Here is a 20,785-nt window from a genome sequence, read left to right on the forward strand (position 1 = left end):
CATTAAGGCATATCATGACAATCAAAAAACTCTTCGACCCCAGCAAAAACATTAATCGCAGCATTGAAAAAGTCATCACCTATGGCGTCTCACAAGAGGCGCGCCTGAAATCGGAAATCTCGGAGTACGTGGTTACCGACAGCATCGACCAGCAGTTCGAGAATCTCCTGCTCAAGATGGAAGCTGCCATGGATATTGGTGGCGAAAATGAAGTCGGCGTCTGGGTGTCAGGCTTTTATGGCTCGGGCAAGAGCTCGTTCACCAAGTATTTGGGCTTGGCATTTGATGATCGCATCACGATTGATGGCGTGCCATTCATCCAGCACCTACAAGATCGTCTCAAGCGCCAGCAAACCAAGTCCTTGCTGTCGAACGTAGCCAAGCGCTTTCCTGCTGCAGTGCTGATGCTTGACCTGGCCAGCGAACAGGTCGCCGGTGCAACTATGGAGGAGGTGTCAACGGTCCTGTTCTACAAGGTCCTGCAATGGGCTGGCTACTCGCGCAATCTTAAAGTCGCAGCGCTGGAACGCAGGCTCAAGAAAGAAGGTCGTTACAACGAATTCCTGGATGCATTCAAAGAAGCTGCAGGCGGTGAAGACTGGAACAGCTACCGTAACGACGAGTTGGTGGTCGACAGCCTCATTCCAGAGATTGCACACCAGCTGTATCCCACGCTTTTCAAAACGCCCAGTTCGTTCACGACCGAATCAAGTGAAATTGTCGTTTTTGAAAATGACCGTGTGCGTGAAATGCTCGAGATCGCCCGCGAGGCATCGGGCAAGGAATACATCATCTTCATCATCGATGAAGTGGGGCAGTACGTTGGCCCGCGGCCTAATCTTATTCTGAACCTTGATGGACTAGCGAAGAACCTGAAGAACATCGGCGACGGCAAGGTTTGGATTGTCGGCACGGCGCAGCAAACGCTCACCGCTGATGACGCGAAGGCCGCCCTCAACTCGCCAGAGTTGTTTAAGCTCAATGACCGCTTCCCGATTCAGATCGCTCTTCAGTCCAACGACATCAAGGAAATTTGCTACACACGCTTATTGGGCAAGTCATCACCTGCGGAAGCTGAATTGGGCGGATTGTTTGATCAATATGGTCAGCAGTTACGCCAGAACACCAAGCTTGTCGATGCGCGCGTATATGGCGTCGATTTCGATCGCAAGACCTTTATCGATCTCTACCCGTTCCTTCCCGCGCATTTCGACATCCTCCTGCACTTGCTAGGAGCACTGGCCAAGTCCACGGGTGGCATCGGTCTGCGCTCGGCGATCAAGGTGGTGCAAGATATTCTGATCGACGGCTCTGAAGGCAAACCTGCTGTTGCAGAACAAGCCGTTGGCTGGCTAGCAACCACGGTCACGTTGTTTGATGCTTTGGATAAAGACATCAAGCGAGCCTTCGCCTCTTTGCACGCTTCGGTCGAGAAAGCCACCAAGATCCGCTTTTCACATTCCGAGTTGCATCAAAACATCGCCAAGACGGTCGCCGTTCTGCAAATCCTTGGCAATCTGCCGATCACCCGTCAAAACGTTACCAGCTTGATGCACGCCAGCATTGTCGGTGCGTCTCAAGCAGACGTTGTGGCCAAGGCGGTCGAAGACCTGATCAACGACTCCCTAGTTCCATTTGGTGAACAAGACGGCAACCTGTGCTTCTTCAGTGAAAAGCTCAATGATATTGAACAGGAACGTAGCCAAGTTGCACTGCGCGGCGTTGAGCTGCGTCGCATCGTTAACGAAGCCTTGACCAGTGTCTATGCGCCATTGCCCTCCACCCAACTGCACGGTTCTTATGCTGTATCGACCGGCTTAAAGGCGCAATCGGCAGGCAATGTGCCCGCATCATTGGCAGGTGACCGCAACCAGATCCAAACCATTGTGGAGCTGGTCGACCCTAAAGAAATCGACAATGCACGAACTCGCCTCACTGACGAGTCGCGTCAAAACTCTTCCAAGTTCAACATCTACCTGGCGGGCCGCACGACGCCGGAAATGGACGAGCTCACGGCCGACATTCACCGCTGCCGTGAGATCGCCAATCGCTACCGCAGCGATCCCGACCAGGAAATCCGCGAATACTGCAACGGCCAGGCCGATCGTGCAGAACACCTCAGCACGAAACTGCGGGCACAGATCCAGCGCAGCCTGATTCAAGGCTCGTTTATTTTCCGAGGTCAGGTTGTTGCGGTCGATACGCTGGCGACCGAATTGCCAGATGCCGCACGTAAGCACCTGAGCGAAGTGGCTGAACAAGTGTTTGATCGCTACGCAGAGGCGCCAGTGCGCGCTGGAACCGAACTTGCCGAGAAATTCCTCCGGGTTGGTAACTTGTCGGGCATCACCAGCGCGCTCGATCCGCTGAACCTTGTGCAGACCCAAAGTGGACGCCACAGCATTCGCACCGACCACCTGGCCATGGTGAGCATTCGTGACTACATCGATCGCAATGGCACCGTGGATGGCAAACGCCTCACAGATATCTTTGCCGATGCTCCCTTTGGCTGGTCGGCAGACACCCTGCGCTATCTGGTGGCGGCCATGCTGCTGGCCGGTGAAATCAAGCTCAAGGTGGCGGGGCGCGAGGTTACCGTCAATGGCCAGCAAGCCATCGACGCTATCAAAACCAATAACACCTTTAAGAGCATCGGTATTTCGCTTCGCGGTGGCGATCGTCCGTCCAACGATGTACTTGCACGCGCAGCAATCCGGCTGACCGAGCTCACCGGCGACACCGTTGTGCCGCTGGAGGACGACATCAGCAAAGTCACCACCAAGCTCTTTCCCCAACTGCAGCACCAATATGGCCCGCTCACAGAGAAGCTGCGCGGCCTAAACCTGCCGGGTGTGGATCGCCTGCAAAACCTCACCCACGAGATCAACGACGTGCTGCTTACCGATGCCTCGGATGCATCGCGCCGCCTTGGCGGCGAGCAGTCTGAGTTATTCGATAGCCTAAAATGGGCTGCCGAAGTCAAACTCAAGTTGGAGCAAGGCCTGGAGCAAACCCTGCGCGATCTTCGCCAGCACTGCACGGCCATTGCCAACCTGCCGAACGTGTCCTTGCTGGCCACGCTGAAAGAAGAGTTGGCCGAGGCCCTCAGCCTTATCGAAGAACGCCTACAACAGGCGGACTTCTATCGCTTTGCGGCCGATTTCAGCACCAGCCTAACTACCATTCGCGCCCGCATTCGCGATACGGTGATTGCGATGCAAGACCTGCTCAAAACGCGCATCAAGGAGGCCGAAGTCGACCTCAAGCGTGTGCCGGAATGGATCAAGCTCACCCAGCAAGAGCAGGCTGAACTGTTGGGTAGCCTAGAGCGCTTGATTGTGGAAGTGACGCCTGATTTGTTGGGGCTCAATGCCATTACCAACAAACTCTCTGAATTGCAGGATGAAGTTCAAGGCTTGAAACACAGCATTGAGCGTCTTGGCACGAAGCGGATAAAGGAGGAACTTGAAGCTGAGATTCCTGTGCCAAGCGCTGTAAATGAACCGAAACCAGCTATCACACGAAGTATCAAAGCGCGCACCAAGATCACCACGATGGACGACTTAGATGCGCTGATCACGCAACTGCAACAACTGCGTGGGGAGCTGAAATATGCCCACGCTTTTGCCGTCAACCTCGAACTGCAGGACGATCAATGACTTTTGAAAAGAAGGGGGCTTTCGATCAAACCACCCGAGGTCGTCTGCAAAAGCTGGTTAACAGTTGCCGCAGCCTGCTGTCCGACGAATTCAGTATCCAACTGCAGCAAATCTATGGTCTAGACCCCAATACTGGCGATGTAACTCCGATGGCGCGGCTCACCCATCTGGATGACAGGCAGCGCCACACGGCTGAAGTGCTGCGCCAAACTCTGGCGCACTACCTGGGCGCCGATGCCGACGACACCGACCACCGCATCGCGGTGCTCGGCCGTATGGTGCGCGAGCAAGCCTTTACCGTGCTCAACCGTCTGGCTGCACTGCTCATGATGGAAGCACGCGGACAATTTCCCAGAATTGAAATCCTGAGCAAAGGCTATCAGTCCAGCGGCTACCAGCTCTACAGCAAGATTGCAGGTACAGCGTTGGGAGAAACCGGCCAGGCCTACCAGGTCTATCTGTTCAGCGTATTCGATGAACTGGCCCAAGAGCTGCCCGCCCTGTTTGACCGCTACGCCGCTAACGGCTTGCTATTCCCGCGTGAAACAGCGCTGCGTGCATTGCTGGATGAACTAAACCACTTTGAGATTGAGCCGCTCTGGGCCGAAGACGAAACCATTGGTTGGATATACCAATACTTCAACTCCAAAGAAGAGCGCAAGGCCATGCGCGATGCTAGCTCGGCACCGCGTAATAGCCGCGAGCTGGCCGTGCGCAACCAGTTCTTCACACCGCGTTATGTGGTGGAGTTCTTGGTCGATAACACGCTGGGGCGCCTGTGGTTTAACGCCACTGGCGGGCAAACCGAACTGCGCGACCGTTGCCAATACTTGCTGGTAAAGCCTGAAGAGCAACCGCAGGCCTCAAGCAAAGTGCGCGACCCGCGCACACTGAAGCTGCTGGATCCTGCTTGCGGCTCCATGCACTTTGGCCTGTATTCCTTCGATCTCTTTCTGGAGATTTACCGCGAAGCGTGGGCATGGGAGCAGCAAAATGGCCCTGGCTCCTTGGATCTGTCTACGCAACCGCAAGCGGGCTTTAAGCCGCTTTGCCAGACCTATGAGGACGAATCCGCCTTCCTGCGCGACGCACCTCGCCTGATTATCGAGCACAACATCTACGGCGTAGATATCGATCCGCGCGCCGCGCAGATCGCCACGCTAGCGCTGTGGTTGCGGGCGCAGCGTGCTTGGCATGATGCCAGCGTAAAAGCCAAAGATCGTCCGCGTATTGGTCAAGGCCATGTGGTGGCAGCGGTCGCTCCACCCGCCGAGCGAGAACTGCGCGTGCAGTTTGCTGCCCAGCTCGATCAACGCGATGCTGAGTTGTTCGAGAAAACGTTGCAGATGCTGAAAAACTTACCCGAGTTGGGGGTATTACTTCAGGTGGAGAAGGAGTTGCCGTCCCTTATCCGTCAAGTTTATGTAGGTGAGGGCACAGGTTTGTTTGCCGACCAGGAACAAGAGAACTGGCAAGGGGCCGAAGTGCGCCTGCGTGAGGCACTTTCTAACTTTGCACACGCCACTAAGGCAACCTACCAAGGGCGACTCTTTGCGCAAGATGCATTGGACGGATTACGCCTAATTGATTTGTCACGTGAAAAATTTGACGTGCTAGTCATGAATCCACCTTTTGGGGAGCCAGCGCGTTCAACCAAGTTATATCTTGAAGAAAGTTTGCCTAGGTCGAAGGGGAACATTCTCGCGAATTTCATTGAGCGAGCAACCGAAATTGTTAGGCCTGGTGGGCGAATCGGAGCAATTGTCAGCAGAACATGTTTCTTTCTACAGAGCTTTTCAGAGTTCCGCACATCGGTGCTCGCAAACGAACTTTCACTCGAAAGCTTTGCCGATCTGGGACAGGGCGTGCTTGACGCGATGGTGGAAACCGCTGCGGTTACCTGGGAGAGAGGTGGGGGCCACACGAATGACGCTCTCTTTTTCAGAGAGCTCAACAGAACCAATAAAAACGACGGCCTGCTTGAGTCAATAAGACTCGTGAAAAAAGGAGTTCCAGGAGTCAATTATTTCAAAAGGCAAGCATCGCAGTTCCTCGCGTTCACTGATGCACCATATGTCTATTGGATTGATGATTCGATAGCCAGAAAAATTGCTGCCCATCCAGCAGTCGATCCAGTGGCGAGCTCAATAAGAGTTGGCCTACAAACAGGCGACGACTTTCGTTTTTTACGACTGTGGTGGGAAGTAAAGTCAAAGGACATTGTCGTTCCAGATAAGTCGAGCGAACTGGATGAAGTACGTCAGCAATGTTTGACGCTTTGTATTCCTACCAAGTGGGCGTGGTACTCAAAGACTGAAGCGGCTTCTCCGATGCTTTCGTCAATTCATATGTGTGTGAACTGGCTAAATGATGGATGCGAAATAAAGGCTTTTCACGTGAGTAAGGGAGACTCACCATCTAAATATGTTCGTTCCGAAGCGTTCTATTTTCTTCCTGCCTTTAGCTACATGTTGCGGTCAAGTCGACTGGTTCCATACCTAGTCCCAGCAGGAGTTATTCCGACAGCCGGCAGAAGCCAGGTCTATCCAAAACAGGGAGAAGAAACTTGGTTGGCAGCGCTTTTGTCATCCAACTTTGCAACAGCAGTCGCTCGATTTCGAGGAGAGGCGTTTTGGCAGCCAAAATTCCAAAACTCCATGGTTTCCGCAATTCCCTATATCAAGCCTGGAGCGAACGACATTGCTGATGCCAATAGCGTCATTGCTTCAGTTCGAGAAAAAATGGCTGAGCGGTTTAAGCGTGATGAGACGGAAATTTTGTTTGTCATGCCGTCGCTCAGCGGCACAACCGAAACACTACTGCCAATCAATCGGGAAACGCTTATTGGCGCGGAGCTTGACCAGCGAATAGCTAGTTTATTTGGTCTGACTCCATCCGAATTCAAAGTACTGCAGCGTGATCACAATGAGGCATTGGTTCGAGTAACTGGCGAAATCGAAGCGGATGACCCAGATGAGGGTGATGATGACGTGGAAGAATGCGTTGCGGCCCTTAATGATGATAATTCCCGCTTGTCGTGGGCAGTCGGTGTGTCTTTCGGGCGATTCGATTGGCGCTTGTGCTCTGGAGAGAGGGAGCTTCAATCGGAGCCAGCCCCGTTTGACCCATTACCAGCTATGAGTCCCGGCATGTTGCCTGATGGCGTCACGCCATTCCACGAACACTCCGGGATATTGGTAGACGATCTTGGCCATTCGCACGATTTGCCGCGTCTGCTTGAGTCGGTGTTGGATCGAGTTGGTGCGACTCTGCCTGGCGATGTACGTCGTTGGTTGCAGAAAGATTTTTTTGCCTTCCATCTGCAACGTTATTCGAAGAGCCGCCGCAAAGCGCCGATCTATTGGCCGCTTTCCACCGCATCGGGCAGCTACACGCTCTGGGTCTATTACCCATCCTTGAGTAATCAAACACTATTCACTGCAGTGAATGATTTTCTCGATGGTCCCAACGGCAAACTGACGCAAGCCAGCCGTTCGTGCGCAGAGTTGCGCATAAAGGGCAGCGGCCGCTCTCGTGATGAAGAAAAACAGTACGAAACGCTGCAAACCTTCGAGCAAGAGCTGACCGATCTGCGCGACAACTTACTCAAGATCGCACCCACCTTCCAGCCCAACCAAGACGACGGTGTACAAATCACCGCCGCCCCGCTGTGGCCATTGTTCCGGCACAAACCTTGGCAAAAGATCCTCAAAGACACTTGGGTCAAACTGGAGAAAGGCGACTACGACTGGGCGCACCTGGCCATGGCCTACTGGCCCGAACGAGTGAGCGAAAAGTGCAAAACCGACAAGTCTCTGGCCATCGCCCATGGGCTTGAAGAACTGTACGTTGAGCCCGAGGCCAAGCCCAAGAAGACTCGTACCAAGAAGACTAAGGGAACTAGCGAATGACCATCATGCAGCAGTCCAGTAAAGCTCAGGACAGAACCCTTGGGGTGTGGTTTCAGAATATTCAGCAGGGCATGGTGAAGCTACCGCGCTTTCAGCGCTTTGAAGCCTGGGATCGCGGTCGAATCGCGAGCTTTATGAACACCATCATCAATAATCTTCCGGTGGGTGTAACGCTCGCGCTTGAAGTGGCGGGTACCGAAAAATTTGAGTCGCGCTACATAGCGACCTCAGATCCAGAAACCCCTGGTACCGTCACGCAGCACTTGCTTGATGGCCAGCAACGGCTAACCGCGTTTTGGCGGGCGATGCACAACAACTACGAGTGGGAAACTTTTTTCGTTTACTTGCCCCAGTTTGATCGCCATTGGGAGGAGCCTGGGGAGAATATGGAGATAGCCTGCATACCCCGCTGGGTTAATAAACATCAGCTGCGGATGCCGCGTTGGGCAGAGGAGCCGGCGCATTGTTTTAAGCGAGGCTTGTTGCCCGTTTCACTCCTTCGCCCAGGCGACATTTCAACAGAGATTGACCTCTGGTTGAACGATGCGACCAAGCCGCTAGAACCTACGGATGATGACCCAAATGCGCTCGCCAAGTACAAGGCCTATACCTCTACGCGCGATAGAATTAAGGCTGAAATTACTACGCTGCGCGAGCGTGTAACGCATTTCAATTTACCGTTTCTCTCACTGCCGGCTGAAACCAGCAAAGACGTGGCGCTGCAGGTGTTTATCAATATGAACACTAACAGCAAACCACTTTCTCTCTACGACATCATCGTTGCCGAGGTTGAAAGCGTCGCCGAAAAGTCGCTTCACGCGCTGGAGGCTAGTCTGACTGAAAAGTGTCCGAAGGCGGGTCGATTTGCAGATGTGTCTGATCTCATCCTCTCAACTTCTGCGTTGCTCCAGGAGAAGCTACCAAACACGCGCGGCATGATTGAGATGGACAAGAAGCAGCTGCTTGAAAATTGGCCAAAGCTGGAGCGTGGGTTGGAGCGTATGGCCTCGTTTCTCGAGGGGCAGCGTATATTTGATGGCCCCCGGCTACCGACCAACGCCGTGTTGGCTGTTATTGCAGCGGCATATGAGCTGATTCCCGATAACGGTGACTTTCTGGCAAAGGCGGAGAAGCTATTACGTCGCTATCTTTGGTCTTCTTTTTTTACTGATCGATATGAAAACTCGGCAGCTTCACGCGCATTTGCCGACTTTAAGGCAATCAAGGCGCTGCTCAAGAATCCAGCCTTCACCGAAGACGAGCTCATTACGGTGCCTGCATTAAACCGCACTGAATTCCCGCTTGCGGATGTGGACTCGTTGATGGCTGCAGGTTGGCCGAAAGCGGCCGGTATCGAAGCTCGAGCCATTCTTGCGGTTACTACGTACCTTGGCGCGATTGATTTTGCAGATCACAAGACAGCAAGTTATGAAAGTATTCAGACTCGGGAGTACCACCATATCTTCCCGGATGCCCTGCTCTCGGAAGCTGGGATCCTTAGTTATTTGGCATTGAACTGCGCCCTTATTACCTGGAAGACAAACCGAATGATTGGTCGTAAGGACCCTTTAGATTATCTCCAGGAGCGCGTGCAATGGGCCGACGAAAATGTCATCCGAGAGCGTCTGAAGTCTCATTTAATTTCATACGATCGATTAACTAGCGCGCATTACGCAGACCTAGAAGGGGATGCGTTTAAACAAAAGCTGGCTAACGACTTCAACGAGTTTTTGCGAGATCGGGCCAATTTGGTTGTTGCTGCAATGAGTGCGCTCACCGAAGGAAATAATCCTTCCCTGGACGCTTTGTGGATGACGTACGCAACCAAAAATACCGAAAGCGCGGAGACGCTAGCATGAGTATTGCTGAATTTATTCAGAGCAAGATCCTTCGGCCCCGCCTGCAAAAGACCGGCAGTCTCGTGGTGTATGACCCAGCAGGACATTACCAAGATGTCTGCAATGGCCTGGCTGACGAAAAACTGCTGGTTGTGGATGCATCAAAGAGCAGCATTGAAAGCCGGGTTGCTGCCATGCAGGGCTTGCGTGATGTGATCGATCAGCAACTCGCCGGAATGCTGGTCTATGTCCCTAGAAAGGCACCCGAGAGCGATGAAGAGCGGCAGTCTGATCCCTTCGCTGCCATTGCGGCGGCGGGATGCGTTTTTCCGGACGGCGATGGTGACAGTTTTGAGAGTCTGTGCCTGAAGGCGAAGCCTGATCACACCACGGCAATCAGGGCGATCTTTAGTCAGGATGTATCGCCAAGCTTTGCTGTCGTGGATGCGATCGGTGGTGGCTTGGGTTGGCCCAACTTGCGTGCGCTGCTGTCAGTCGAGTCCGCGCGTGACATTTTGTTCGCTCTTCTCGCTCCGAGCGAGGCGCAGCAAGCCGCACTGAAAGGCAGCGACAGCTGGGTGATGGAAACGCGAGATCTACTCCGTAACAGCATGGGTTTGACATTAAAAACCCGGGGCAAGACTTGGGACTCTGTTGCCAACGAGTTATGGCGTTTTGTTTTGTTCAGTGAGTTTGTGTTTGATCTGCCGGGGGCATTGCCAGCAAGTCTGGCTGATGTGCCACGCGCCGAAGCCCTGGCTAAGCCACTGATTGAGGATTTGTGCGATCGCTTGCGAAATGACCGTCGCACCCAGAGCGCCTACATCGATCGCGCTGACGAAATTGAGAGTGAGTTCAATCTTGTCAGCCTGTTTAGTGGCTGGTCTGACTTAGGTGATCGAGACACCTTCCCATTTGAAGAACGCACGTTTTTGAGCAGTGCCATCGAAGGCATCCTGCGCGATGACATCGATCGGGTGCGCCACATCATGGAGCGTCATCAGCAGTCGGTGTGGACGGGCAAGGGAGAAAGTCGGGCTCAGTGGGACTTGATCCGCTCGGCCACCGAATTAATGCAAACCTGTGACGACATGGAGAGACAGCTTTCCGACAACGCGCGCAATCTTGATGTGCTGTTGGCTTTCTACGTGAGCAGTCTGCGTGAGGCAGATCGCTTGCATCGTGAGTTTGAGCAGGCAGTCAGCGATTACGACTGGCAAGACAAGCAAGGCGTCATGACACCGGTGAAGAGCCAGGTGCGTAAGCAGTACGGTAAGTTGGTCGAGAAAGTTCAGCTGATCTTTACTCGCCATGTCGAACAGAGTGGATGGCCGCTGGCGGGCCAGCTTTCAAATGCTGACGTATTTGACCGTATCGTCGCACCTAAGCTGCAGAAGAATGGGCACAAAGTGGCGTACTTCATGATCGATGCGCTGCGCTACGAGTTAGGTGTGGCGCTTGAGCACCAACTGAAGGAAGACGGCCAAGTTGAATTGCAAGCCGCTATGGCCCAGCTGCCTAGCATTACGCTGGTGGGTATGGCCAGCTTGCTGCCTGGCGCAGGGCAGCTGTTGCGCATCAAAAATGACGATCAGAGTCTGGTGCCGATGTTGGGCGATCAGGTGGTGGCCACGGTCGCACAGCGCATGGATGTGTTACGCAAAAAATATGGTCAGCGTTTTGAAGAGGGGCGACTGGAAGAGTTTGTGCGCGGCCGCTTCGATTTTTCTCCAGAGACTGACTTGCTGGTATTACGAGCTGTTGAAATCGATAGCCACTTTGAAAACCATCCCGACACTGCGCCAACAGAAATTACCAATGCACTGAAGCGCATTCGTGTTGCGATCCACAAGCTAAAGGAGCGCGGTTTTCATGAAGTGGTGATCGCTACCGACCATGGTTTCTTTATGAACACCCACGCCGGTGCAGGTGATGTGTGCAGCAAACCATCCGGCAATTGGGTTGGCGTACATGATCGTTGCGCGCTCGGCGATGGTTCTGGCGATAGCAACCACATTGTGGTTGCAACGGAGAAGATGGGTATTCGCGGTGATTTCGCTAAGTTTGCTGCACCACATTCGCTTGCCTCCTATCGCAACGGTCTTCTGTACTACCACGGAGGTATTTCACTGCAAGAATGCGTAGTGCCGGTTATTACGATGCAGCTAAAAGTATCGAATCAACCGACTTTGCAGAAAGCGTCTGTGGCTATGGGCTACAAGAATGGCGCCAAGTTCATCACCACTCGCATGCCAGTGATTGACCTTGCAGTCGAGACGGCAGACATGTTCTCGAAGGAGAGTGATTTCGAGATTTTGCTCGAGGCGCACGACAGTAAAGGCGAGGTTGTAGGAGAAGCCAAGGCCGGAGGCGCGGTAAATCCTGCGACTGGTACCTTGTCGTTGAAACCCGGTGACAAGGTTCAAGTGACGATCAAGATGCAAATGGACTTCGAGGGGAAATTCAAGATAAAGGCTTTGAACCCCACGACTTATTCGGTGTACTGCCAACTCGACCTGGCAACTGACTATGCGGTGTAAAGACTATGAATGAACTTGACCAAAAGTTGATTGCTACCTTCGATGGGAAGGTGCTACGCAAGGATTTACTCCATCGAATTAAAAAGGGAACCAACGTTCCCACCTTTGTTTTGGAGTTTTTACTTGCTCGCTTTTGCGCGAGTGATGATCAGGCTGAAATGGATGCAGGCATGGAGGCTGTGCTATCCAGCCTACAAGACAACTATGTAAAGCCTGACGAGGCGAATGCCGCACAGTCCAGGGTGGCAACCAAAGGCAAGCACCGATTTATCGATAAAGTGCATGTTCGGTATGTCGAGAAGGAAAAACGCCACTGGGCATCGTTAGAGAACTTCAACTCGCAGCGAATCGCGATTGGTGAGAAGTTTTATCGAGACAATGACCGCTTGTTGGAAGGTGGCATTTGGGCTGAGGTGACGTTGTCGCACAACCCGATCGAAGATGATGATTACGCGTTCTATATCGAAGAACTTCGACCGATTCAGATCAGCCGATTTGATTTTGATCGGTATTGTGAAGGTAGAACTCAATTTACCCGTGATGAGTGGATTGCCTCGATCCTGCGTACTGTCGGACTAGAGCCGACGAAGCTTTCAAAGCGCGTTTCAATGCACTTTATTGCGCGTCTAGCGGCACTTGTTGAGCCCAATTTCAACTATATCGAGCTTGGGCCACGCGGCACTGGCAAGTCGTATTTTTTTAGTGAGTTCTCGCCATATGCGACCTTGATTTCTGGCGGCCAGGCCACGAAGTCAGCTCTGTTCTACAACAATGCACGCCGCAAAGTTGGCTTAGTGGGTTTCTGGGATACGGTGGCTTTCGACGAGGTTGGCGGTATCAAGGTCAAAGATCCAGACACCATTCAAATCATGAAGGATTTCATGGCAAATGGTCGCTTCTCCCGAGGCGCAGAGGTGATTGCTGATGCCAGTCTGAGTTTTGTCGGAAACTTCGATCTATCTATCAGCCAAGTGGTTAACTCAGAAAAACACGATCTGTTTCAGCCTCTGCCAGCTGAGTTTGACTTGGCGATCATGGATCGATTCGCTGCCTATATTCCAGGTTGGGAAATGCCCAAAAACAGCAGTGAATTTCTCACCAATAATTACGGGTTCATCACCGACTACTTGGCGGAAGCGTTTCACTACCAGTTCAAGCATACCAACCGGTTTGAAGAGGTCAGCAAGCGTATTCGGCTTGGCAAGAGCGTTGAAGGCCGTGATGAAAAAGGGATCAAAAAGACCGTCTGCGCTTTCCTGAAAATTCTTCACCCGGCCGGATCGCCGACTGATGAAGAGTTCGAAGAATACGTTGCTTATGCTGTTGAGTGCCGTCGTCGCGTCAAGGAACAGATGAATAAACGCAAACCAGATGATGAGTTTGCGCGTATTGATCTCTCGTTTGTTAATGCACAGGGTCAAGAGATTGTTGTCTATTGCCCTGAATCGAAGGATGCTCCAGCAACACAGCAGCCGATGAGGAGACAGCTAAACGACAGTCTTGCGCCAGAACGCGACGTTAAAACCGAAGTTAAACAAGAGCCACTGGCGACAGCGCCTGCGAGAAAAATTGAATCAACTGCCCCCGTCATCACGCCAGACGTTGCTCCAGAGGAGTTAATCGAGCGTCATTTCACGATTATGTACGGCGATGTTGGCCACAGCTATGAGTCGATCATTGGTCCCTACTTGCAAGGGGCAAAGGCTGTCGTAATTGAAGATCCATACATACGACTCCAGCATCAGATCCATAATTTCGTTCGCTTTTGTGAGTGCGCCTTGAAGGCTGGAACGGTTAAAAAAATCACCTTGGTCACTGGGTACGATGACAACACTCAGGTGGCGGAGATCGCAGAGAAGCTTGAGGAGTTGAAGCAGAGCTTGCTAGAGATGGATGTGGAGCTCGAGGTGAAGCTCAACCCCAACATCCATGATCGGGAAATTCGCCTGGATAACGGCTGGGTCATCAAAATAGGGCGAGGGCTGGACTTTTATCAAAAGCCGGGTGGCTGGTTTGAGGTGGGTTCGAACGACTTGAGCCTGCGGAAGTGTCTTGAAACCAAGGTGGATATTTTTCGTGGTTAATTAGAGAACCATTGATTTTTGCTTTCATAGCCAATGTTCAGGGACTTCTATTCCGTAGTTTTTTGACACTGTTTTTAATGTGGAGATGATCTCAGCATGTCGGGCCTGATCGTAAGCCTGCGAGAGTGACCGGCTATCTAGGAGGCTTTTCAGTTCGCCAAGGTTGTACATGCCCAATCGATGGAAATTACCCCAGCTGGGTATGCCAAACAGGTTATAGATAACAACAGTGGCATCACGCTCGCTTGCTAAGCGTTTCTCGCCTGTTAGCTTTTCCGCAGCTTCTTCAGCTTTGTCGCGGTCTTCGTAGGTGTTGAGCAGTTTCATAGGTTTAGGATGCTAGCTTGAAGGACCCTAGATTTTGCCCGACTGGCAAAAAAAGAACATCAACAGGAATTGCTCAGGGAGATCCGCATCCAGACGGGTCTCCCTGAGTATGAGGCCAATTGAATTAAGCCCGCTGAAGTCGACTGAAGATCCAGCACGCAAGCACTAGCGCTATTAGTACTAGCGGAAATCGCACCATCAGAATCACCAATAGCAGCAGGGCCAGGCAGCCAGCGAGTATTCCGGCAAACACGAATACAGCGGTGAAGGTGCCTAACAGTAGTTTCATGCAGTCTCCTTATAGGTGTCCCAGCTCAGCCAGCGATACACATCCTTCACTCCCTACCACAACGTGATCGAGCATTCGGACGTCTACCAAGCTCAAGGCATCTTGGAGCTTGCGGGTTAACAGTTGGTCAGCTTGGCTGGGCTCCGGGTCACCAGAGGGGTGGTTATGAACCAGGATTACGGCAGCAGCATTGTGTTTGAGGCATAGTTTCACTACCTCTCTTGGGTATACGTTCGCACTGTCCAGGGTTCCACGAAACAGCTCTACGAACTCCAAAATGCGGTGCTTGCTATCCAGCATAAGCAGCGCAAATACCTCGTGCTCATAGCCTCCCAGCAACGTCTGTAAATGGCTGAATACAGCATTCGGTGTAGTCAGCGCTCGTCCACGTCGCAGGCGTTGACCAGCTAATTGCTGAGCCATCAATAAGATGTCGGCTTCGCTTACAGGTGACTCGACCAGATAGGTGCCAGTGGCTTCACCGGCTTTAAGCTTGTGCAGTTTCATTTCTTGCTCCTTGGGCCGGTTGGCCACTTCAGCTATTAAGGGGTTGGATCTGGCATTGGTTCTCAAGCTTTTCAGCCAGGCTTGGTTTGCTCGAGGTTTGTGGAGTTGGAGCTGGCGTTGGTAAAGGCTGTTCACGACTGCCGTCGACCGAGAAGAACTCCTCAACAATGGCGCCGCTGTCTTCTTCGCTGTCTTCAAAAGCGCCATTGCCAAAGCCGCGCCGTGCAGCCTCATCCAGCGCGATTTGATCAAAGCCTGCGGTTTGCCGTTGTTCATCCAGCTCATTGGCAACCCTTAGCGCCTCACTCATGTCGATGCCGTTGCGTACCGTGAGGTCGACGTAAAAGATCGGTGTCCCATGGCTCTGCCGTGTCGACTTGCCACGTAAACGCAGCTCCAACGGCAGACATGCCAAGCGGTTACCCGAGATAGCCTGGAAGTAATGCAGCCGTGCAGCGAGGGTGCGGATGCTGTTGAAGCCTGTGGTACGGAATACAAAGCTACCCAGTGGATCGTCATCACCGATCAGCACGTTCAGCCGACCATAAGGCTTGCAGGCACCACCCTTAGCTAGCGGACAAGCATCCGGCGAGGGGCAGGGCAGTGACTGCATACCGTCCTGGGTAACACGCTTGCAGGTCTCGCCATTGCCCACGCACAGCGGCCGCCCGGTCTGCCGATCAAACAGGGTGTAGTCAGCGCGGAAATTCAGCTCCGGTTCGTTAAACAGCAGGCGTACCGGGATGCTGCGTAGCTTGTCTTCCTGGGATTTACGCAGTTCATCGTTGAGTGGGTGCAGCAGCCAGCCGTCCTTGCCTTGCACTTGTGAGGTGATGGTGAACTGATCATCTTTCTCCGGCAGGCGTTTGCCGTTTTTCTCGACGACCTTACCGATGGATATACGACCGAGCACCGGCGGGGTAATAGCCAGACCTTTAAGCATGGTGGTTCTCCTTGAAATTAAAAAAGGCCACCCACACAGCTACCACCGCGTGGATGACCAAGAGGGGCGTGTTGCGATGGGTTATTTAGCTGACGAGGAAGCGGCGACTGCCTTCCTTGAGCTTGGTGTAACGAACTTGCAGGTGGGGTTTGTCTTTGAGTAGCTGGACTACATCGAACGTAGTGCTGTCCTTGGCTTTCTTCCAGCTGATAAAGCCGTGGCTGAACTCTGCGCGGGTGGCTTCACCCATTGCCTGTTGCAGTATCTGCTTGAGCTGGGCTTCGCGCGTCTCCTTCTCGCTAATGGATTGGCGAACGGCCTTGAGTTCCAGATAGGCCGCTGCCAGCCCAGCTCGGCCACTGAAGTCCACAGTCTGGCCGTTGTCTACCGGATAGAGCGCGCGCAGTGCCATTTCAGCTGAGGCTGAGCCATCGGCCGGCGGTGGCGTATCGGTTTCTACGAAGTGCCAGAACTTGCGCTCCAGCTCAATCAGCCGAGCAATCATCTGCTCGTCGCGTTCAATACGGTGGATCTCCAGCGTTTGGCCACCCAGCAATACAGCCACATCCGCAGCTTTCTTACCGGTGACGGCGAGCTGGTGCATTACCTGCAACTGCACATATTCGGGTACGCCTTCCTTCCATAGGCGTGCACCGTTTATGCCGGCCGTTTTGCATTCAAGGATCTGCACATCGTCAGCACCGATGACCTCACGGTCGATGTTGGCCAGCATCCAGGACAGCTCTGGATCAGGGTGCTGCAGCACGGCGTTAATGCGCCGCACTTTGTTCTTGGTGCGTTTGCTGTAATGCCAGGCCACGACCGGTTCCAGCACATTGCCCCAGTACATAGGGCTTTCTTCATCGTGCGGATCGGCCTTCGGTAATGCGGTGTCGCGACCGGTTTTCTCCAGCCACAGCTCCAGCTGCGACTTGTAGGGATTTAGGCCAACAGCTGCGCCGGCATCCGAGCTGCCGATACCCTGTTTACGCACGGCCAACCAATCTTCACGCGGTAGTTCCTTGGTACTGATCAAGCGCAGCGCCGTGCGCGGTTTGCTGGCGCTGGTAGTCGCTAGTGTCTTCATGATGAGCTCCTGCAGGCATAAAAGCGCCCGACCAGCACAAGGCTGACCGGGCGTTATTGAGTGGAGTGAGGGTTAAGCGGCAAGCGTGAGTGCAGCGTCCAGTGCGCGTTGCTTTATCTGTGCGCCTTGGCCGAACCAAGCTGAGTCCAGGCGGTACTCAGTGCTGCGAGCACGGCGTTCGTGGTCGACGTACTCCGTGACTGCGTTGAGCAGGCCCCATGCAGTACCGCGCGCCGACTCCAGCTGACTGCCACGGCCACGCCCTTCATACAGCTCCTGCACTTTGCGCAGAGCGCGTTCGTTGGGAAGCTGCTCGGGTAACTGGCTGTTCGGATTGACGTCGCACATGACGTTCATGAAGAAGCCCATCGCCTCATGCCACTGCACCTTGCGTTCAGCCAGGTGGCGCATGCGGTACATAAAGTCATCCCATTGCGAGACAACGATACCCAGCTGCTTTTTGACTGCCTGTGAGTTGAAGCGCGTGTTGTGCGGGACTTTGATGGCACGGCTGGTGCCGTCCAGAGCGATAGTCAGGGTGTTGTTGCACACCACACGAACGGTGGTTGGCGTTGCTGTAGTGGCTAGCGTGCCGTCACAGGACGTGGCCAGCAGTAGGTAGCCATTTACCTGGTCATTACCTTTGATCGACGTGCCTTGCCCTGTACGTGCCAGTGCCCAGAACTTACGCCCCCCTTTGAGCACGCCAGCTGTTTCCAGCTCGTAGCCGGAAACCTCGGTCAGATCTCGATAGAACTCCAAGACTTCCCGTGGCTGCACGGTTTGGTAACGCTGGGAAACCACCGACAGCGGTGCCTTGGTGTCCGAGCGGAACAGTACCTTTTGTTCTGGGAAAGAATGAATACTTCCCAAGTGGGCAATGGCGTCTGCTTTGAAATGCACAGGACTTTCCTGGATCTGCCAGTCCATGCCGGCTTCGCGCTGCCAGATTTCGATGGGCTGTTTCTTGGGAAGATTGTTGCCCAGACCGTGCCACGGGGTAGCGCCGACGTAGGCCATTTGTTCGATTTGATGAGCCATGGTTGAGATTCCATTGGGTGCAAGCCGGCATAAAGCGCCGCGCACAGCGCAGCACAGTCCGGACGATATGGATAGAAAAGAGAGATGCGGCCCGATCACGCCGGTAGGTTGAAGCGGTGATCGCAAAGCAAGCAGAGGTTGTTAGATAGGACGTGACGGTCGAGCGTATCGCCCAGCTGCGCGCCGAGCGCACAACCACCAATACCGCCGGCCAGACCGCCGAGAATGGCACCTGACACGTAGCCTAGAGTGATGCCGAAAGGTCCTGCGATAGTGCCAATCAGCGCACCTGCCGGACCTCCAGCCAATGCAGCGCTGACGCCACGCGCAACACCGCCTAAGGTGCCGATGGCTGCGCCAACTTTCATGGCTTGATGGAATGAAGCAACTTTGGGTGAGTGACAGCGGGGACACTGCAATGACATGGGACGAACCTTCTTGGTGGTGATGTCATTGCAGTAATGTGTGGCTGAGATTTATTGGAGTCTGTTTCTGTCGATTTTGATTGGATCAGTGCAATTTTGGTGTTCAAACAGAGCTCAGTCGACTGAGGGCTGCACGAGGGGCAGGTGGCCTTGTGCCGCAAATTATGGATAAATAAGAACGCCGGCAATGCCGGCGTTGATGAAGTAATATCTCAAGTAACTTCTGAGTTAATAAATAATTTCAATTCTTGTTGGTTTGTGGTTAGTTAGCTCACGAACTCTCCCAGTCCTAATTAGGCAGTCCAGTACTGGGCCCAACTTGATAATCGATCTAAGTTTTGCTGGGCCGTAGCGGAGAATAGTATTTTTATCCACGTATGGAAATACTTTAGAACCTTTAGTTCTGGCCTGTAACCAATTCAGGAGTATTTCGGCATCATTCTCGATTTTTGGCATGAACATAAACTTCTTTCTGAAGGTTTTTGAGCAATGGAAGGCAATATGCTCCGCTGCCTTTAGTTCTTTTAATGTTATAACTCTCGTGCCATGTTCAAAAAAATGTAGTGACGCAGCAATTCTTGCAATATTCTCGCTCAGTTTTGAGGCGTGGTCTTTTGAACGATCAAATTCTCCACCTTCTTGTAGCCCAGCCTCTATACGGTTATAAGTTGAAATCCACCAGTCTTCAGCATCGGGATCGAATTCAATTAGAATTTTCTCACTTGATAGGTTGTTTAGCATTTCAGCATTTTTTGTGAGTAGAAATTTAACCTTTTCCGTATATTTATCCAGGGCGCTGTTGTTCATGATGCGATTGGAAATGAATCTGGTGCCTTGAGTTGATTCTGGCTGAAAGGTTAATGATCTAGACAGTAGGCCGACGGATCGAGCAAGGTGACCTTTACCTTCTAGGTAATCATGCAGTACTTCATGTTGTAGCATCATGCATATAGTTAAACGTGCGTCATGCAACGAACATCCCTCAACAGAGGCTCGATCTACTTCAATATTGGTGCCACTCCATAGAGCATTGATCTTACCAAAATCATTAAGTGCACCTTTAAGGATTGATATTCCTTCGCTTGACATCAGTGCTGCGGATGGACTGTCCAGTCTCATGCCTTTTAGCAGGGCTGCCATGGTTGCGTCTTCGTAGATAAGCTTCATTCCTCGGGGACGTTCTGGCTTCTTTTCTTGGTGGAGGAGTAATTCTTTCTCTAACATTAAGTATTCATCTGAGTCTATAGGCTCTTTTGCCATGTCGACTTGGATTTTTTTCTTTCTAACTTCCCATGCATCAATTCGAATCGTCCAAATCCCAAGCGCCTTTTTATGCAACGCTAGATACGCTCGAACAGCTTCCCAGATGTAAGCAAGTAGAATACTTTCGACAGTGGTTTTTCGCTCCCCAGAGGCAGCTATCAAGATGATAATAAGTGAGACGGGACCAATCATTCCGCCTGGTCTTTGTACATTTATTAGTTGTTGGGTCAGTAGGGATATAACTGAAAGCACTGAAGCTAAAACTAGCTCAATCGGGGCTTGTGTTCTTTCCGATAGTTCAATGACTAGTTCCTTGACTAAAGGAAACGCATCTAAGTGATCTAGATTTATTGATTCGTGAGCGTAATGGCTTTTATCACTGTTTGACATTTTGTGTCCTTATTTAGCGGTTTGTTGGTGTTAAGTGGCTGCCAGAAAATCAGGTAATCATGCTGCCCGCCCCAAGCGCTGAGGTATTAGCGTCCGGGCTCGCACTGGCTGAATTCGGATTGCCGGTTTACTTTTTGGCGACCGCTTATCACTGAATAAAATTCAGTGATAAGTTCGGCTTTCTATCCAGGCTAATACTTCTGACTCTCGCCAGCCGACAGCACCGCCTTTCGTTCTCGATGAAAGACGTATCTTTTTTGGAAAAGATGCGTCATGTCTGGGTGACTTCGGGTTAATCCAGTCGTATATGCAGGATCGTGAAACGGATAGCATCTTGGTTAGCATGCTGAGTCGTATTATTCGATTTTCAATATCTTGAAATTTATCAATCTTCATGTAGTGAGTATGCTCGGAAGAGCCATTGCTCAATAAGTTATTAACCTGCTTTGCATCTTGTTTGCTATTCATGTGCGGCTTCCTC

The 20,785-nt window shown here is 52.3% G+C and carries 14 protein-coding genes; 5 read left to right on the forward strand and 9 right to left on the reverse strand.

The window, feature by feature from the left end; all coding sequences use genetic code 11:
* Window positions 1-14: 14 nt before the first annotated feature.
* From brxC to brxL, 5 genes are read left to right on the forward strand one after another with little or no spacing between them, the layout of a single operon-like run.
* Window positions 15-3,659: a BREX system P-loop protein BrxC gene (brxC, locus tag BMZ32_RS09345; protein WP_090241711.1), complete on the forward strand. Its 3,645-nt coding sequence runs from the start codon at window positions 15-17 to the stop codon at window positions 3,657-3,659.
* Complete coding sequence (gene pglX / locus BMZ32_RS19575) at window positions 3,656-7,570, forward strand: BREX-1 system adenine-specific DNA-methyltransferase PglX (protein WP_139213951.1); 3,915 nt, start codon at window positions 3,656-3,658, stop codon at window positions 7,568-7,570. The genes brxC and pglX overlap by 4 nt, the downstream gene beginning before the upstream one ends.
* Window positions 7,567-9,429 (forward strand): DUF262 domain-containing protein, encoded by a 1,863-nt coding sequence (locus BMZ32_RS09360; RefSeq protein WP_090241712.1) that lies wholly within the window; start codon window positions 7,567-7,569, stop codon window positions 9,427-9,429. The genes pglX and BMZ32_RS09360 overlap by 4 nt, the downstream gene beginning before the upstream one ends.
* A complete protein-coding gene (locus tag BMZ32_RS09365; RefSeq protein WP_090241713.1) occupies window positions 9,426-11,948 on the forward strand; it encodes a PglZ domain-containing protein in 2,523 nt (840 codons plus the stop codon). Before BMZ32_RS09360 ends, BMZ32_RS09365 begins: the two co-directional genes overlap by 4 nt.
* A gap of 5 nt (window positions 11,949-11,953) precedes the next feature.
* Complete coding sequence (brxL, locus tag BMZ32_RS09370; RefSeq protein ID WP_090241714.1) at window positions 11,954-14,032, forward strand: BREX system Lon protease-like protein BrxL; 2,079 nt, start codon at window positions 11,954-11,956, stop codon at window positions 14,030-14,032.
* 24 nt (window positions 14,033-14,056) lie between these two features.
* Here brxL and BMZ32_RS09375 read toward each other — a convergent pair whose 3' ends face one another.
* The 9 genes from BMZ32_RS09375 to BMZ32_RS09410 form a co-directional block, all read right to left on the reverse strand.
* Window positions 14,057-14,359 carry a hypothetical protein gene (locus tag BMZ32_RS09375; protein ID WP_090241715.1) on the reverse strand — a complete coding sequence of 101 codons (303 nt, stop codon included), beginning with the start codon at window positions 14,357-14,359 and terminating at the stop codon, window positions 14,057-14,059.
* Window positions 14,360-14,483: 124 nt separating this feature from the next.
* A complete protein-coding gene (locus BMZ32_RS19435) occupies window positions 14,484-14,648 on the reverse strand; it encodes a hypothetical protein (RefSeq protein WP_167376745.1) in 165 nt (54 codons plus the stop codon).
* A gap of 9 nt (window positions 14,649-14,657) precedes the next feature.
* Window positions 14,658-15,155 carry a RadC family protein gene (radC, locus tag BMZ32_RS09380; protein WP_090241716.1) on the reverse strand — a complete coding sequence of 166 codons (498 nt, stop codon included), beginning with the start codon at window positions 15,153-15,155 and terminating at the stop codon, window positions 14,658-14,660.
* 28 nt (window positions 15,156-15,183) lie between these two features.
* Window positions 15,184-16,098 (reverse strand): recombination directionality factor, encoded by a 915-nt coding sequence (locus tag BMZ32_RS09385; protein ID WP_090241717.1) that lies wholly within the window; start codon window positions 16,096-16,098, stop codon window positions 15,184-15,186.
* An 85-nt stretch (window positions 16,099-16,183) separates the two neighbouring features.
* Entirely contained in the window at window positions 16,184-17,185 is a 1,002-nt protein-coding gene (locus tag BMZ32_RS09390; RefSeq protein WP_090241718.1) for a YqaJ viral recombinase family nuclease, read from the reverse strand.
* Window positions 17,186-17,257: 72 nt separating this feature from the next.
* Entirely contained in the window at window positions 17,258-18,226 is a 969-nt protein-coding gene (locus BMZ32_RS09395) for a DUF932 domain-containing protein (RefSeq protein WP_090241719.1), read from the reverse strand.
* A 95-nt stretch (window positions 18,227-18,321) separates the two neighbouring features.
* Window positions 18,322-18,594, reverse strand: coding sequence for a hypothetical protein (locus BMZ32_RS09400; protein ID WP_244153951.1), 273 nt, complete (start codon window positions 18,592-18,594; stop codon window positions 18,322-18,324).
* A 285-nt stretch (window positions 18,595-18,879) separates the two neighbouring features.
* Window positions 18,880-20,304 (reverse strand): YfjI family protein, encoded by a 1,425-nt coding sequence (locus BMZ32_RS09405; RefSeq protein ID WP_090241721.1) that lies wholly within the window; start codon window positions 20,302-20,304, stop codon window positions 18,880-18,882.
* Between the two features lie 162 nt (window positions 20,305-20,466).
* A complete protein-coding gene (locus tag BMZ32_RS09410) occupies window positions 20,467-20,772 on the reverse strand; it encodes a helix-turn-helix transcriptional regulator (RefSeq protein WP_244153952.1) in 306 nt (101 codons plus the stop codon).
* Window positions 20,773-20,785: the final 13 nt, after the last annotated feature.

The sequence above is a fragment of the Pseudomonas guineae genome (genome assembly GCF_900113745.1).
In the GTDB taxonomy this organism is placed as follows: domain Bacteria; phylum Pseudomonadota; class Gammaproteobacteria; order Pseudomonadales; family Pseudomonadaceae; genus Aquipseudomonas; species Aquipseudomonas guineae.